Source organism: Desulfuromonas sp. (assembly GCF_002868845.1).
GTDB lineage: Bacteria > Desulfobacterota > Desulfuromonadia > Desulfuromonadales > BM501 > BM501.
Genome location: NZ_PKUB01000013.1, coordinates 15,597 through 30,563 on the forward strand (window position 1 = coordinate 15,597; position 14,967 = coordinate 30,563).

Below are 14,967 nucleotides of genomic sequence, written 5' to 3' on the forward strand. Positions count from 1 at the left end.
GCGGTGACAAGAGGGAATTTGCCCTTTTCGGGAGCCCCGCGAATGCTCAAGGATTGGGCATGTGTCAATTTCGGGTGGACAAATCTTGAGCGATTTCCCGTCATCGACGCCGTTTTTTCCCTTGATACCGTGTGAAAGGAGGATGGCACGGCTTGTGCCCTGTAATGGATATGGCACCCACTGCAAAAGGACAAGAAATGGCGATTCATTCAGCGGGCCGGCAGGAAGAAAAGCTGGTCACCGCACTTATTGATATCGGCAAGGAACTGGCCTCAACCATTGAACTGGAGGAGCTTCTTAACCGCATCCTGCGCATCTCCCGGGAAGTGTTCCGGTTCGAGAACGCAATTATTCGTCTCCTTGAAGAGAAACGCGGGGTGCTGGTGACTGCCGCTTCCTATGGCTACGAGGAGGAGGCGACCGGGCCAGAGATCACGGTGGGCCAAGGGGTCATGGGGCAGGTGGCCCGGGATGGAGAGCCGATCCTGCTGACCGATATCGCCTCGCATCCCGATTACGTCCCGGGGATCAGCGGGGCCCGTAGCGAACTGGCGGTGCCCCTGGTGGCCAGGGACAGGGTGATCGGGGTCTTCAACGTGGAGAGCCCCCGTCCCCACGCCTTTTCCCGGGGCGATATCGCCCCGCTCATGACCATGGCCGGCCAGGCCGCTATCGCCATCGAGAATGCCCGCCTCTACCAGAACCTCAAGGGGATGTCGGAGCGCTACCAGAAACTCCACCAGTTTAATGGCAGTATCCTGCAAAGCGCCAATCTCGGAATCTACACCGTTGATAACGAGATGCGGGTCACTTCCTGGAACCGCCGCATCGAAGACATGAGCGGGATGGCCGAGAGCGAAGTCCTCGGACACAGCCTGTTCCGGATCTTCCCCGGGCTTGAGGGGGAGGGTTTTGCCGATCGGGTACACAAGGTTTTCGATACGGGCATGCCGGAGAAATTCCGACTCGCCCATCGCGACCACCGGGGGGAGATGCGTTTCCAGAAGAGGCGCCTGGCCCCCCTGAAGGAGGACGGCAAGACCGTCGGGGTGGTGGTGATCGTCGAGGACGTCACCGAATTCCGCAGGCTTCTCGACCAGACCCTTCAGTCGGAAAAGCTCGCCGAGGTCGGGAGGCTATCGGCAGGGATCGCCCACGAAATCAACAACCCCCTGGCGGTTATCGCCTACGGGGCCCAGTTGCTGCAAAGGGAGGAGAACCTGTCTTCCTTCCAGAAGGAGCTTGTCGAGAGGGTGGAGAGCGAGGTCGAACGGCTCAAGGCCCTGACCGGAGGACTGCTGTCCTTCTCCAGGGGGCAGGGGGCCGCCAAGAGGTGGGTCGACCTCAACGAGATCCTTCAGGACGTGCTGCGCCTGGTGCGCTACGAGGTGACCCGCCACTCCATTGTCTTGAAGGAGTCCTACGGGGAAGTTCCGGTTCTCCAGGCCGATCCCAACAAGCTCAAGCAGGTATTTATCAACCTGATTCTTAACGCGGCCCAGGCCATGAAGGAGGGGGGGACCCTTTCCGTGGAGACCCGGCCCGCCGGGGAGGGGATGTTGGAGGCGGTTGTGTCCGATTCGGGCGCCGGCATTCCCCCGGAGGTGCGGAAACGGATTTTCGAGCCCTTTTTTACCACCAAGAAGGAAGGGGAGGGGACCGGTTTGGGTCTGTATATTTGCCGTAACATCGTGCTGGAGCACGAGGGGCGTCTGGAGCTCGAATCGGCTGTGGGGAAGGGGACTACCTTCCGGGTTTTTCTCCCGGCAGAGTAGCTGCTTTTGCATGCTCAGGCCCTGCACAGGGTGCAAAAAAAACAGGCATATTCTGTATTCAAAAAGCCATATGTTGCTGAAAGATAAGGGAAAAAAGTTTTGGCACAGCCTGTGCTACTATAGAAAACGAAGATTGCAGGGAGCGGCCCGCTGGCAGAAAGGAGAAGATCTCTTCTGGCGACGGGCCGGGTAAAAAGAAAACAGAATAGCGGCCCGGGGAACAAAGGTGTTCCAGATAGGGCCGACGGTTGGCAACGGCGCCCACCCTTCCGATACACGGAAGGTGGGCGCTTTTTTATTTATACCCTCTGGAAAGGAGAACGTGGCATGAAGAAGATCGATTGCATCATCAAACCCTTCAAACTGGATGACGTCAAGAGCGTCCTCAGCGACATGGGCATCTCCGGGATGACCGTGAGCGAGGTCCGCGGGTTCGGCCGCCAAAAGGGGCACACCGAACTTTATCGGGGGGCCGAGTACCAGATCGATTTCATCCCCAAGGTGAAGCTCGAACTGGTGGTCGCCGCCGACCAGGTAAACGAGATCGTCGAGGCGGTTCAGAAGGAAGCCTGCACCGGGCGGATCGGCGATGGAAAGATTTTCGTCTACGACGTGCAGCAGTCGGTGCGTATCCGCACGGGTGAGACCGGCTCCGATTCTCTCTAAAAAACCATTGGCCAACTGAGAAAAAAGCTCAAGGAGGTATAAAAATGAAGAAACTTGTTTCCCTTACCCTGGCGGGCCTGCTCTTTGCCCTGCCCACCCTGGCCCTGGCTGAGGATGCCCCGGTCTCCGAGATGACCTACATCCTGAATTCTTTCTCTTTCCTTGTCATGGGCATCCTGGTTATGTGGATGGCTGCAGGCTTCGGCATGCTCGAGTCAGGCCTCGTTCGTTACAAGAACGTCGCCACTATCTGCCTGAAGAACATTTCCCTCTTCGGCATCGCCGGGATCCTCTTCTATGTGACCGGTTACAACCTGATGTATGCCGGGGTCGACGGCGGTTTCATCGGCTCCTTCGGGCCCTGGGCGGCTGACGACGCCGCGGCCCTCGCCGGCGACTACTCCGCCGGGTACTCGGCCTCGTCTGACTGGTTCTTCCAGATGGTCTTCTGCGGCGCGGCCTGCTCCATCGTGTCCGGTTGCGTGGCCGAGCGTATCAAGCTGTGGTCCTTCCTGCTCTTCTGCGCCATCCTGTGCGGCATCATCTACCCCATCCAGGGTTCCTGGGGCTGGGGCGGCGGCTGGCTCTCCGAGATGGGTTTCGCCGACTACGCCGGCTCGACCATTGTGCACTCGGTCGGCGGTTGGGCCGCATTGACTGGCGCCATCATCCTCGGCGCCCGTAAGGGCAAGTATGGCAAGAACGGCCGTGTCAACCCGATGCCCGGTTCCAACATCCCCCTGGCGACCCTCGGTACCTTCATCCTGTGGATGGGTTGGTACGGCTTCAACTGCGGTTCGGTCCTCGCCCTGGGCGATGCCGCCTCGGTGATCGAGATGGGCAACGTTATCGCCAACACCAACCTGGCTGCCTGCGGCGGCATGATTGCCGCGATGGCGATGGTTCAGATCCTCTACAAGAAGGTCGACGTGACCATGGGCCTCAACGGCGCTTTGGCCGGCCTGGTCTCCATCACCGCCGGCCCGGCCACCCCGTCCCTCGGCGCGGCGACCCTGATCGGCGCCGTTGGCGGCATCCTCGTTGTGCTGGCCGTTCCCTTCTTCGACAAGCTCAAGATCGACGACGTGGTCGGCGCTCTCTCGGTCCACCTGGTCTGCGGCATCTGGGGCACCATGGCCGTTCCCTTCACCGACAGCGGCGCGAGCTTTGTTACCCAGTTCATCGGTGTGGCCGCCACCGGGGCCTTTGTTGTCATCGCCTCCTCGATCGTCTGGATCGCCCTCAAGGCCACCATCGGAATCCGCGCCTCCGAGGAAGATGAACTCCGCGGACTCGACCTCGCCGAGATCGGCATGGAAGCCTACCCCGATTTCCAGAGCGTCAACATCGGCGGCGTGGGCGTCGGCTCCAGCCTCGGTGCCGCTCAGGCTGCCGCCCGGGTCGTCACCGAGCCGGTGAAACAGGCATAGATCTGGCAAAGACTGTTCAGCGCCTCGAATTTGGACTGGTTTTGTAATGTCGCTTCCTGGAGGGCCCGATGGGGGCCCTCCAGGGAAAAACCCTCAAGAAATAAGGAGAACAGAAGGATGAAGAAGTTTTTTGTTGTGCTGGCTGCCATGATGATGATCGGTTCCGTCTCCCCCGCCTTTGCTGAAATCGAAGTCAGCGGCGACGCTTATGTGAGCATTAACAGCATGTACCTCTGGAGAGGGTTTGACCTGAGCGCAGACGACAGCTTCGTTGCGCAGCCTGGGGCCGACGTCAGTTTCGGCGGGTTCAGCCTCGGCTGGTGGGGCAACATGAGCGAGAATACCGGGGAGATGAACGAGGTCGATCTGGTTCTCGACTACTCCTTTGACCTCGGGGAATTGGTTTCCATGAGCATCGGCAACATCCTCTACGATGTGGACGGCTTCAAGACGACCAACGAGCTTTACCTCGGTGTGAGCCTGAATACTGTTCTCGAGCCTTCCCTGACCATTTACTACGATTATGACGAGTGCGAAGAGACGGGTGCCTTTTACACCTTCTCCGTCGGGCACGGTTTCGACCTCGCAGAGAACATCGGCCTGGGCATCGGTGCCCTGGTCAGCTACAACCAGGAGTCCGATTTCGCGGTCGGCAATTACAGCGACCTGCACAATGCCGAACTGAGCCTCGGCCTCGATTACTCGGTGACCGACCAGATCGTCGTCAGTCCTGCAGTGATCTACTCCACTCCCATGAGCGACGACGCCGAGGACATCTCCGGCATCGACGACGAGTTCATGGGTGGTGTGACCGTGGCCCTGAATTTCTAAAATATCCAAAGTTTATTTGTCGACGATTTTTGCCTCCTGTCGACAACCTTGCCGCCATCCCCTCGCCAGGGGATGGCGGACTTTTTTTTTAACGATGAAGGACTTCTCGTCTTCGCGGACGTTGTACTTCAACCCCCGACATTTTCGTGGACCTCGGCCCCAACTCTTGGAAAAGCAAAAGCGTTGTGCTAGGATGAAAAAAACGCACAGGTTGGGGACGCACAACCCTTCATGTCCGACTTTATCAAAGACAACCCGGTCACCAACTTTTCTCGCGGTTTCTTTTCTCCCTTCCGCGCTGGGCGATTCATATTGGGTTGCCCGCGGCTTTTCAAGTACATCCTCATCCCCTTCATCATCAATACATCGGTCTTTTCCCTCGCCGTCTATTTCGGTCTCAATTTTTTCAACGATACGGTTATCCACCGCATTCCCCAAGGGGATGCCTGGTACTGGCTGATCCTCTTTTACACTCTTTGGGTCGTTGCCGCTCTGGCTACGGCGGTTCTGGTCTTTTTTGCCTTCACCGTGGTGGGGAACCTGATCGCCGCCCCCTTCAATGACCTGCTGTCGGAGCGAACCGAGGAAACTTTGGCCGGGCGGCGCAACGAGGAACCCTTTTCCCTGGGTGCCTTTGGGAAGGATGTTCGTCGGACCCTGGTGGAGGAGAGCAAGAAAATGCTCTTTTTCGTGCTGGGCATGGTCCTGCTGCTTCTTCTTAACCTGATCCCCGGCGTGGGGACCATGGTCTATTCGGTCCTTTCGGTTCTGTTCACCCTCTTCTTTCTGGCCGTGGAATACACCGGCTTTGTCTTCAGCCGCAAGCGCTCGACTTTCCGGGACCAGCGGCGTTTCATTTTTGGGCGCAAATTTCTCATGCTCGGTTTCGGCGTTGGGTTGCTTGTTCTTCTGGCTATCCCCTTCCTTCAATTCTTCTGCATCCCCGTTGCGGTGGTCGCCGCGACCCAGTTGTGGTGGGATTGCAGCGGCGGGGGCGGACCCGCTTCGGACAGGGGGACGCCATGAGGCAGATTGCCATTGCGGCGGCCAAGGCGGGGGGACGTTTGCTGTTGCAGAAATTCGGTTGTTCTCTGCAGGTCCACCTCAAGGGGGAGGTGGACCTGGTCACCGAGGCCGACCGGGCCTCGGAGGAGGCGATCGTCACGGTGATCCGCAGCACTTTCCCGCGGCACGATATCCTCGCCGAGGAAAAGGACCACGGCCGCATATGTTCTGACTATCGTTGGATCATCGACCCCCTGGACGGGACCACGAACTATACGCACGGCTTTCCGTGGTTCGCCGTCTCCATCGCGCTTGAGGTCCGGGGGGAGGTGACCCTAGGGGTCGTTTACAATCCGTTTCACCAGGAGTTGTTCCTTGCCGAAAAGGGCAAAGGGTCCTTTTTGAACGACATTCAAATCCAGGTCTCCAGCACCGGCCGTCTCGACCGGGCCCTTTTGGGCACGGGTTTCCCCTATGATCGTAAGACCAGTCCGGTCAACAACTATGATCATTTTATTCATTTTCAGCAGAGCGCCCAGGCCTGCCGCCGCGCCGGGGCGGCGAGTCTGGACCTTGCTTACGTCGCCGCCGGGCGGCTGGACGGATTCTGGGAGATGAAACTCAAACCCTGGGATCTTGCGGCGGGCAAAATCCTCATCGAGGAGGCCGGGGGCGAGATCAGCGACTTCAACGGACAAGACCTGGATATCTATGGCAGGGAGTGCCTTGCCAGCAACGGATTCATCCACAGGGACATGGCGGAGATTCTTCAGAAAGGAGAAAGGCCCTGACCGGGCGTTATTGCCTGAGGCGACTGGGTTCACCCTGGGCAGGGGCAAAGAAATTCACAGAGGGTGTTGTGTTATAATGTTTTTACGCAAAACCGATTTCGTGGAAAGGTTTTCGAGTCCCGCGTGTCCCGTTCGGGAAGGAATCGGCGGGCAGGCGGGAAGATGTGGGTACACGCAAAAGGAGGTAGCATGACCGATCTGAACAACAGGGCGGAAACGTCGGTGGAGTCCGGTATGGGAAGAAACCTCGAACGCCTGGATCAGGATCTCGACATCATGGAAAGGCACGAGGCTGCGATGGCCGAGGTCGAGGGTGAAATCCAGGAGTCGATGCGCAGGTGGGATCGCGAGTACAAGGATGCTCGCCTGCACAGCGTGCCTCGATCACGAAAACACATGCGCTGAGAAACAGAGAGTCACTTTACCTTACGATGGAAAACAAAAGGCCCCTCGTCTCCGGGGGGCCTTTTACATTCTGTCATATTCACTTTTGCGTTAATGTCTTGTCTCTTCCGGCGGCTGCTCCTCGCTTGACGCCATCGTTTCGGGCGTGTGGTCGGTTTGGAGGTCCGCGATTTCCCTTTCATGGGTCGCCGCATTTTCTTTGAGACCGTGCAACTTTTCGAAAAGGCCTTGGACGTTCTGGTTCCCGAAAATGTCCGCTTCGCCGGCGTCCCGAAGCTGGTCGATCTGCCTGCCTAGTTCGGCATGATCCGCGGCAATCTGCTTCTGGAGGGAGGCCAGGTCGATCTTTTTCTGTACCAGTCGCTTGTACTGTCCAGCCCTGAAAGTGGTCGCGTTCCAGGTTTTGAGTGTTGCGTCCCACCATGTTTCGATTTTGCCGGGATGTTTCTCGCCCTGATGTTCTTCCGTTGGCTGATTATTCTCGGTCATGGTTTCCTCCGTATCAGGAAAAATAGAGAGGCTGAAATCTGGCCGATTTCAATTCGATAGTAACACCTTTGGGCTGTCCGTCAAGGCGGTCTCCATTCGGAGCGTGCCGGGTTTTTTCTTGCCGAAGGACTAGAATTATTCTAAAATTCAAAATTGTTTTTATCTTGCCCTTCGGGGCGGTTTTTTTGCATAGGGAGTGAAAACAAGATGGCAGAACCGGGAAAGACACCCTTTCAGGTCGATCTTCGGCGGTATCTTCGCGAGCAGGATGAGGACCGGAACCTGACCCGCCTCATCTGCGAGATCGCAGAGGCTTCCAAGTACATCGTCAACTCGATCCGCACAGGTGATCTTGGAGTTGCCGGAACCTCCAACCTCTATGGAGAGCAGCAGTTGGCTCTGGATGTCCTCTCCGACCGCATCCTGCGCAAGCGTCTCGCTCATTCGGGAGTCGTGGCCAATATCGCCTCCGAAGAGTCTCCGGAAATCCTTCCCATTTCGCCTGACTGCGAAGGGAAATTCTCGGTGGCCTACGATCCCCTCGACGGTTCCTCCCTGGTCGATGTTAACCTCGCGGTGGGAACCATCGTCTCCATCTACGAGGGGTGCGACCTGCTCCAGCCTGGCCGCAACCAGGTGGCGGCCCTCTACATCCTTTACGGGCCCCGCACCACGATGGTTCTGAGCACCGGCAACGGGGTCCACGAATTCGCCATGAATAAGCTCATGGAATACACCCTGACCCGTGAAAACATCACCGTGGAGTCGAGCGGCAGCATCTACTCCCCCGGGGGGCAGCGCAACAAGTACACCTCTGGGGTCGAGAAGTTCGTGGGACAACTGGAGGAGAACGGTTCCAAGCTGCGCTACAGTGGGGGGTTCGTCCCCGACATCAACCAGATTCTGATGAAGGGTAAGGGGATTTTCTTCTATCCCCACCTTCAAGGCGCGCCGGATGGAAAGCTGCGGGTTCTCTTCGAACTCAACCCCATGGCCTACCTCATCGAGCAGGCGGGCGGCGCGGCTTCGACGGGACGCGAGCGCATTCTCGATCTGACGCCAGAGGGGATCGAAGCCCGGGCCCCGGTCTTTATCGGGAGCAAGGAGTTGGTGGCAAAAGCCGAGGAATATGTCGCCGCCCACGGCTAGGTGCTGAACCTTTTAAAAATACGGACAATGACAAACAAAAAGCCCGGCAGCGTTTCGCTGCCGGGCTTTTTGCTTGTCGCAGTATCTAGGACCAGGCTACATGAGGGCCTTGACCTTTTCGAAGCCGAGGTTGAAGGCCTTCTTGTTCAGTTCCAGGAAGGCTTCGGGAACCTTGGCCAGAACAGCCTTTTCGCCCGCTTCCTTGGAGACAACGTCGGTCAGGGCGATCATCGCGCCCAGCGCGACCACGTTGGCGACGATGGCACGGCCGATTTCATCCTGAGCGGTGCGCATGATGGGCATTTTGTAGACCTTGAAGTCCCCCTTGGGCTCGTTAGGGACGAAGTCCGTATCGAGCAGCAGGACCCCGCCGGCCTTGATGCCGACGGCGTATTTGTCGGCGGCCTCCTGGGTCATGGCAAGGCAGGCGTCGACGACGGTCGCCTTGGGGTAGTCGATGGGTTCGTCGGAGATGATGACCTCCGACTTGGAGGCGCCGCCGCGGGCCTCGGGGCCGTAGCTCTGGGACTGCACGGCGTTCTTGCCCTCGATGATGGAGGCGGCCTCGGCGAGAATGATGCCGGCGGTGATCAGGCCCTGGCCGCCGGCGCCTGAAAACCGAATTTCATATCTATCAGCCATTTCTATACTCTCCTTGTTTGAACCGGTCGAAGGATCAGGCGCCCTGGGCCTTGGCGATGACGTTGGCGTACTGCTCGGTGTACTCGGGCTTCTCCTCTTTGTAGAGGACGCCGGTCAGGACCTTGCCTTCGAGCTGCTCGGCCGTCATCTTGGCGGCTGCGGCTACGGGGACGGCGACTTCTTTGAGCTGCTTCATCATGTCCACGACGGAGCGGAACTTGTTGCGGCGCCCGTAGGTGGTGGGGCAGTCGTCGAGGACTTCGATGATGGACATCCCCTTGTGCTTGATCCCTTCGACGATCAGCTTGTCGATCTGGGTAGCGTGGAAGGCGGTGGTGCGGGCCACGAAGGTGGCACCGGCGCCGATGGCCAGCTTGCTGATGTCGAAGACCGGGTCGGGGTTGCCGTAGGGGGTGGTGGAGGCCATGTCGCCGGTGGGGGTGCAGGGGGAGAACTGGCCGCCGGTCATGCCGTAGATCTTGTTGTTCAGCACGACGTAGGTCATGTCGATGTTGCGCCGGCAGGCGTGGATGAAATGGTTGCCGCCGATGGCTGTGCCGTCGCCGTCGCCGCCGCAGAGGATGACGTTCATCTCGGGCTTGGCCATCTTGACGCCGGTGGCGAAAGCGGCCGCACGGCCGTGAGCGGTGTGAAGGGTGCAGGCGTCAATGTAGCCGGGCAGGCGGCTGGCGCAGCCGATACCGGAAACGAGGGCGGTGTTGTTCTTTTCCAGGCCGCAGGTCTCCATGGCCCGGATAAGGCCCTTCATGACGATGCCGTGACCGCATCCGGGGCACCAGATGTGGGGCAGCTTGCCCGGGCGGATCCATTTATCGTAATCGTAAGCCATTTACAGTACCTCCTTGACCTTGTCCATGATCTGGCCGGGGTTGATGGGCTCGCCGTCAACCCGGAACACGCCAGCCAGGGCACAAGATCCTTTGATCACACGCTCGACTTCGAGAATCATCTGGCCGAGATTCATTTCGGGAACCACGATCGCCTTGACCTGGTTGGCCAGTTCGGCGACCCGCTTCTCGGGGAAGGGCCAGAGGGTGATGGGGCGGAAGAGGCCGGCCTTGACCCCCTGCTAGCGTAGCTTGTTGACCGCGTAGCGGGCAGAACGGGAGGTGGAGCCGTAAGCCAGGAGCAGAACCTCGGCGTCCTCGGTGAGGTACTCCTCGTTCTTCTCGATGTCGGCACGGGCGCTCTCGCACTCGACCTTGCTGATCTGGCGGCGCTCTTCGGCGTCGACCAGTTCGGCCTTGGTGGTGGGGAAGCCGTCAGCCGCCTTGTTCAGGCCGGTGACGTGGTAGCGGTAGTCGGAGCCGAAGGCCGCCAGGGGAGGCACGTCGCCGAAGGAGGTGTCGTAGGGCTTGTAGTCGGCGGGAGAGGCGGTCGGTTCGGCGCGGTCGATGATCTCGAGTTCGCCCGGCTCAGGGAACTCGATGCGCTCGCGCATGTGGCCGACGATCTCGTCGAAGAGGACCTGGACCGGCATGCGGTATTTTTCGGCCAGGTTGAAGGCGCGCACGGTCTCCTCGAAGATCTCCTGGCAGGAGGCGGGGGCGACGGCGATGGTCGCGTGGTCACCGTGGGTGCCCCATTTGGCCTGCATGACGTCGGACTGGCCGGGGCCGGTGGGCATCCCGGTGGAGGGGCCGCCACGCATGACGTTGATGATGACGCAGGGAACTTCGGCGATGCAGGCATAGCCGATCAGTTCCTGCTTGAGCGAAACCCCCGGGCCGGAGGTCGCGGTGATCGACTTGGCACCGGTCAGGGCGGCGCCGATGACCGACGCCATGGCGGCGATCTCGTCTTCCATCTGGATGAATTTGCCTCCGACCTTGGGCAGTTCTACGGAGAGAACCTCGGCCACCTCGGTGGAGGGGGTGATGGGGTAACCGCCGAAGAACTTGGCCCCGGCGTACATCGCACCTTGGGCACAGGCTTCGTTCCCCTGCAAAAGAGCAACTTTCTTAGCCACGTTTTCCGTCCTCCTATGGAATATGATTAATCTTTGTGGACTTTGATGGCAAAGTCAGGGCACCGCAACTCGCACTGCATGCAGGCGATGCAAGCCTCGGGCTTGGCGACTTTTACCACGAACGCATCCATCTCAAGGACCTTAGTGGTGCAGAATTCGACGCAGATATTGCACCCCTTGCAGTACCTTTCGATGACCTCCAATCTTGCACTGCTCATTCCCGTTTTTCTCCTTTGCGCGTGTTTGACGTTTATGCAACGGCTTGATAATGCGGCGGAATGCTAACACAAACGCACCACTCAAGCCAGAAAATTATGGTGTAAAGACCGGGCAGGCTGATCGAGCGGACAAGTCCTGAGAGGGGGAAGTGGCGCAGGGCTTGCGGCGATAACGGCCGAAATGCCAATCATTTTATTTAGATATATGTTTTTTTGAAATCGTAAAGAAGGGCAATGTCGCCATTGCCCTTCTTTACGATGCGACATTTCAAACAATGATACCTGCTACAGGTTCATGCTCCCGACCAGTTCCTTGACTGCGGCAACCGAGTTGTCCATCAGGGCCTGCTCGGTGGCGTCGAGCTTGAACTCGATGATCTTCTCGATGCCGCCGGCGCCGAGAATGCAGGGGACGCCGACGTAGAAGCCGTCGACACCGAACTCGCCGTCGAGCAGGGCGCAGACCGGCAGGACCCGCTTCTGGTCGCGGAGGATCGCTTCGGCCATCGCGATGGCGGAGGAAGCGGGGGAGTAGAACGCGCTGCCGTTGCCGAGAAGCTTGACGACTTCGCCGCCGGCGGCCTTGGTGCGCTCGACCATGGCGGTCATGACTTCCTCAGCCTTGGCGGTGCTGCCGTACTTCTGCTCGAGCAACTCCATGACCGGGATGCCGTTGACGCTGGCGTAGCGGACGAGAGGAACCATGGTGTCGCCGTGGCCGCCGAGGGTCATGGCGGTGACGTCCTTGACGGAAACGCCGAGCTCCCAGGCGATGAAGGCGGCGAAGCGGGCGGAGTCGAGGACGCCGGCCTGGCCCATGACCCGCTCGGGGGGGAAGCCGGTGATCTTCTGGCACAGGGTGACCATGGCGTCGAGGGGGTTGGAGATGATGATGACGAAGGAGTCGGGGGCGTACTGCTTGATGCCTTCGGACACCTGGGTCATGATCTTGCTGTTGACGCCGATCAGGTCGTCACGGCTCATGCCGGGCTTGCGGGGCAGGCCGGCGGTGACGATGACGATGTTGGCGCCGGCGATGTCCTTGTAGTCGTTGGTGCCGGTGACGCTGACGTCGAAACCGTCGACCGGGGAGGCCTCGGCGAGGTCGAGGGTCTTGCCCTGGGGCATGTTCTCGACGATGTCGAAGAGGACGGTGTCCCCGAGCTCGCGCAGGGCGCAAAGCTGTGCCAGAACGCCACAAATCTGCCCACCACCGATCAATGCGATTTTCGGTCTAGCCATGGTTTTCTCTCCTTATGTTGGGAAATTGAAAAACAAGGTTCGGGGCAACCGAGTTGCCCCGAACCTGCTAAGGTCCTTACATTGCGTCAATGATTGCGTTCAGCGTGGCGCTCGGGCGCATTGCCTTGTCGGCCTTGACCGGATCGAATTTGAAGTAGCCGCCGACGTCGACCGGGGAGCCCTGGCAGTCGACCAGCTCGGCATCGATCTTGGAAGCGTTCTTCTCGAGCTCGGCAGCGACCTCGGAGAAGCGGGCCTTCATCGCAGCGTCCTTGTCCTGAGCGGCGAGAGCCTGTGCCCAGTAGAGAGCCAGGTAGAAGCTGGCGCCGCGGTTGTCGATTTCCTTGACCTTACGGGAAGGCAGCTTCTGGTTTTCCAGGTACTGACCGATACCAGCGTCGAGGGTCTCGGCCAGGATAGCGGCCTTCGGGTTGTTGTCAGCGGTTGCAGCCTGCTCCAGGGACGGAACCAGGGCGCAGTACTCGCCGAGGGAATCCCAGCGGATGTGACCTTCCTTGAGGAACTGCTCGACGTGCTTCGGAGCAGAACCGCCGGCGCCGGTCTCGAAGAGGCCGCCACCGTTGATCAGGGGAACGATGGAGAGCATACGAGCCGAGGTGCCCAGTTCGAGGATCGGGAAGAGGTCGGTCAGGTAATCCCTGAGGACGTTGCCGGTCACGGAGATGGTGTTCAGCCCCTTGCGAACCCGCTCGAGGGAGAACTTCATGGCGGCGACAGGATCCATGATGCGGATATCGAGGCCGGCGGTATCGAACTCGGGAAGGTACTTGTTGACCTTTTTGATGATCTCTTTATCGTGACCGCGGTTTTCGTTGAGCCAGAAGATTGCCGGCTCACCGGACGCCTTGGCGCGGTTGACGGCCAGCTTGACCCAGTCCTTGATCGGAATGTCTTTGGCCTGGCTGGAACGGTAGATGTCGCCAGTGTCAACCGGCTGCTCGAGGATCACCTGGCCAGCGGCGTTGACAACCTGGAACTTGCCAGCGGCAGGAGCTTCGAAGGTCTTGTCGTGGGAACCGTACTCTTCAGCCTTCTGAGCCATCAGGCCGACGTTGGAAACGCTGCCCATGGTGGCCGGGTCGAACTGGCCGTTCTTGTTGGCGTCTTCGCAGATCTCGCGGTACATGGTGGCGTAGCAGCGATCGGGAACCATGGCGATGGTGTCCTGCAGCTCGTCCTGCAGGTTCCACATCTTGCCGCCGTCACGCACGACGTTCGGCATCGAAGCATCGACGATGACATCGTTCGGAACGTGCAGGTTGGTGATGTTCTTGCGGGAGTCGACCATCGCCAGAGCGGCCTGGCCCTCGTAGCAGGCGTTGATGTCGGCTTCGATTTCGGCCTTCTTCTCGGCCGGAAGCTTGTTGAGCTTGTTGAGGATGTCGCCCATGCCGAAGTTGACGTTGGCACCGATCGATGCAAGGGTGTCGGCATGCTTCTCGAGAGCGTCCTTGAAGTAAACCGAGACACAGTGACCGAACATGATCGGATCGGAGATCTTCATCATGGTGGCCTTGAGGTGCAGGGAGAGCAGTACGCCCTTCTCTTTGGCCTCCTGGGCGGTCTTGGCGTAGAACTCGCGCAGAGCGGCAACCTTCATGACCGAGCTGTCGAGAACTTCGCCAGCCTGCAGGGCCAGGCCGTCTTTCTTGACGGTGACATTGCCGGCAGCGTCAACAAACTGGATCTTGACGGTGTCTGCAGCGTCCATGGTGACCGATTTTTCGGTCTCGTAGAAGTCGCCGCCTTCCATGTGGGCAACACGGCACTTGGAGGTGCCGGGAGCAGGCCACGGCTTCATCATCCGGTGCGGGTTCTTCTGGGCGAACTTCTTTACCGAAGCGGCGGCGCGGCGGTCGGAGTTGCCTTCACGCAGCACCGGGTTGACGGCTGAGCCGAGGCACTTGGCGAAGCGGGCCTGCAGCTCTTTTTCTGCGTCGGTGGTCGCCTCTTCAGGGTAGCTCGGAATGTCGTAGCCCTTCTCCTGCAGTTCGGCGATAGCGTCCTGCAGCTGAGGGATCGAAGCACTGATGTTCGGCAGCTTGATAACGTTGGCTTCCGGCTTCAGAACGATCTCACCCAGTTCCGACAGGTAATCGGCAACCTTCTGCTCTTCGGTCAACTTCTCGGGGAAGTTTGCAATGATACGGCCAGCCAGGGAGATGTCCTTGGTCTCAACGTCAACGCCGGTCCCCTTGGTGAACGCCTGAACGATCGGGAGGAGGGCGTAGGTAGCCAACGCGGGTGCTTCATCAATTTCTGACCAGATAATTTTTGCCATGTTTCTCTCCTTAAGTTTGTTATGCCAGTATC

14 protein-coding genes and 1 pseudogene are annotated in these 14,967 nt (G+C 59.2%); 8 read left to right on the forward strand and 7 right to left on the reverse strand.

Translation table 11 applies throughout. The features are described from left to right. Nucleotides 1–197: 197 nt before the first annotated feature. The 7 genes from C0617_RS03020 to C0617_RS03050 all read left to right on the forward strand — a co-directional run bounded on the left by C0617_RS03020 (nucleotide 198) and on the right by C0617_RS03050 (nucleotide 6,903). Nucleotides 198–1,775 carry an ATP-binding protein gene (locus tag C0617_RS03020; protein WP_291315544.1) on the forward strand — a complete coding sequence of 526 codons (1,578 nt, stop codon included), beginning with the start codon at nucleotides 198–200 and terminating at the stop codon, nucleotides 1,773–1,775. Nucleotides 1,776–2,102: 327 nt separating this feature from the next. Further along, nucleotides 2,103–2,441 (forward strand): P-II family nitrogen regulator, encoded by a 339-nt coding sequence (locus C0617_RS03025; RefSeq protein WP_291315545.1) that lies wholly within the window; start codon nucleotides 2,103–2,105, stop codon nucleotides 2,439–2,441. A 44-nt stretch (nucleotides 2,442–2,485) separates the two neighbouring features. Beyond that, entirely contained in the window at nucleotides 2,486–3,871 is a 1,386-nt protein-coding gene (locus C0617_RS03030) for an ammonium transporter (RefSeq protein WP_291315546.1), read from the forward strand. Between the two features lie 117 nt (nucleotides 3,872–3,988). After that, complete coding sequence (locus C0617_RS03035) at nucleotides 3,989–4,702, forward strand: hypothetical protein (protein WP_291315547.1); 714 nt, start codon at nucleotides 3,989–3,991, stop codon at nucleotides 4,700–4,702. A 231-nt stretch (nucleotides 4,703–4,933) separates the two neighbouring features. After that, nucleotides 4,934–5,728, forward strand: a complete 795-nt coding sequence (gene cysZ, locus C0617_RS03040; protein WP_291315548.1) for a sulfate transporter CysZ — start codon at nucleotides 4,934–4,936, stop codon at nucleotides 5,726–5,728. After that, complete coding sequence (locus C0617_RS03045; protein WP_291315549.1) at nucleotides 5,725–6,498, forward strand: inositol monophosphatase family protein; 774 nt, start codon at nucleotides 5,725–5,727, stop codon at nucleotides 6,496–6,498. The genes cysZ and C0617_RS03045 overlap by 4 nt, the downstream gene beginning before the upstream one ends. A 189-nt stretch (nucleotides 6,499–6,687) precedes the next feature. Beyond that, nucleotides 6,688–6,903, forward strand: a complete 216-nt coding sequence (locus C0617_RS03050; RefSeq protein WP_291315550.1) for a hypothetical protein — start codon at nucleotides 6,688–6,690, stop codon at nucleotides 6,901–6,903. Between the two features lie 90 nt (nucleotides 6,904–6,993). On the opposite strand, the gene C0617_RS03055 is transcribed toward C0617_RS03050, so the two are convergent. Beyond that, a complete protein-coding gene (locus tag C0617_RS03055; protein ID WP_291315551.1) occupies nucleotides 6,994–7,392 on the reverse strand; it encodes a hypothetical protein in 399 nt (132 codons plus the stop codon). A 207-nt stretch (nucleotides 7,393–7,599) separates the two neighbouring features. Between C0617_RS03055 and C0617_RS03060 the strand changes: the two genes are divergently transcribed. Next, nucleotides 7,600–8,541 (forward strand): class 1 fructose-bisphosphatase, encoded by a 942-nt coding sequence (locus C0617_RS03060; protein WP_291315552.1) that lies wholly within the window; start codon nucleotides 7,600–7,602, stop codon nucleotides 8,539–8,541. A 96-nt stretch (nucleotides 8,542–8,637) separates the two neighbouring features. Here C0617_RS03060 and C0617_RS03065 read toward each other — a convergent pair whose 3' ends face one another. From C0617_RS03065 to C0617_RS03095, 6 genes and pseudogenes are all read right to left on the reverse strand, one after another. Then, nucleotides 8,638–9,183, reverse strand: coding sequence for a 2-oxoacid:acceptor oxidoreductase family protein (locus tag C0617_RS03065; RefSeq protein WP_291315553.1), 546 nt, complete (start codon nucleotides 9,181–9,183; stop codon nucleotides 8,638–8,640). A 34-nt stretch (nucleotides 9,184–9,217) separates the two neighbouring features. Further along, the gene (locus C0617_RS03070; protein WP_291315554.1) at nucleotides 9,218–10,033 is read right to left on the reverse strand and encodes a 2-oxoacid:ferredoxin oxidoreductase subunit beta; all 816 of its coding nucleotides are present in this window, start codon (nucleotides 10,031–10,033) and stop codon (nucleotides 9,218–9,220) included. Further along, a pseudogene (locus C0617_RS03080) lies at nucleotides 10,034–11,173 on the reverse strand (2-oxoacid:acceptor oxidoreductase subunit alpha). Between the two features lie 26 nt (nucleotides 11,174–11,199). Further along, nucleotides 11,200–11,391, reverse strand: a complete 192-nt coding sequence (locus C0617_RS03085) for a 4Fe-4S binding protein (protein WP_291315556.1) — start codon at nucleotides 11,389–11,391, stop codon at nucleotides 11,200–11,202. A gap of 285 nt (nucleotides 11,392–11,676) precedes the next feature. Beyond that, nucleotides 11,677–12,633 (reverse strand): malate dehydrogenase, encoded by a 957-nt coding sequence (gene mdh / locus C0617_RS03090; RefSeq protein ID WP_291315557.1) that lies wholly within the window; start codon nucleotides 12,631–12,633, stop codon nucleotides 11,677–11,679. Between the two features lie 76 nt (nucleotides 12,634–12,709). Then, complete coding sequence (locus C0617_RS03095) at nucleotides 12,710–14,935, reverse strand: NADP-dependent isocitrate dehydrogenase (RefSeq protein ID WP_291315558.1); 2,226 nt, start codon at nucleotides 14,933–14,935, stop codon at nucleotides 12,710–12,712. Nucleotides 14,936–14,967: the final 32 nt, after the last annotated feature.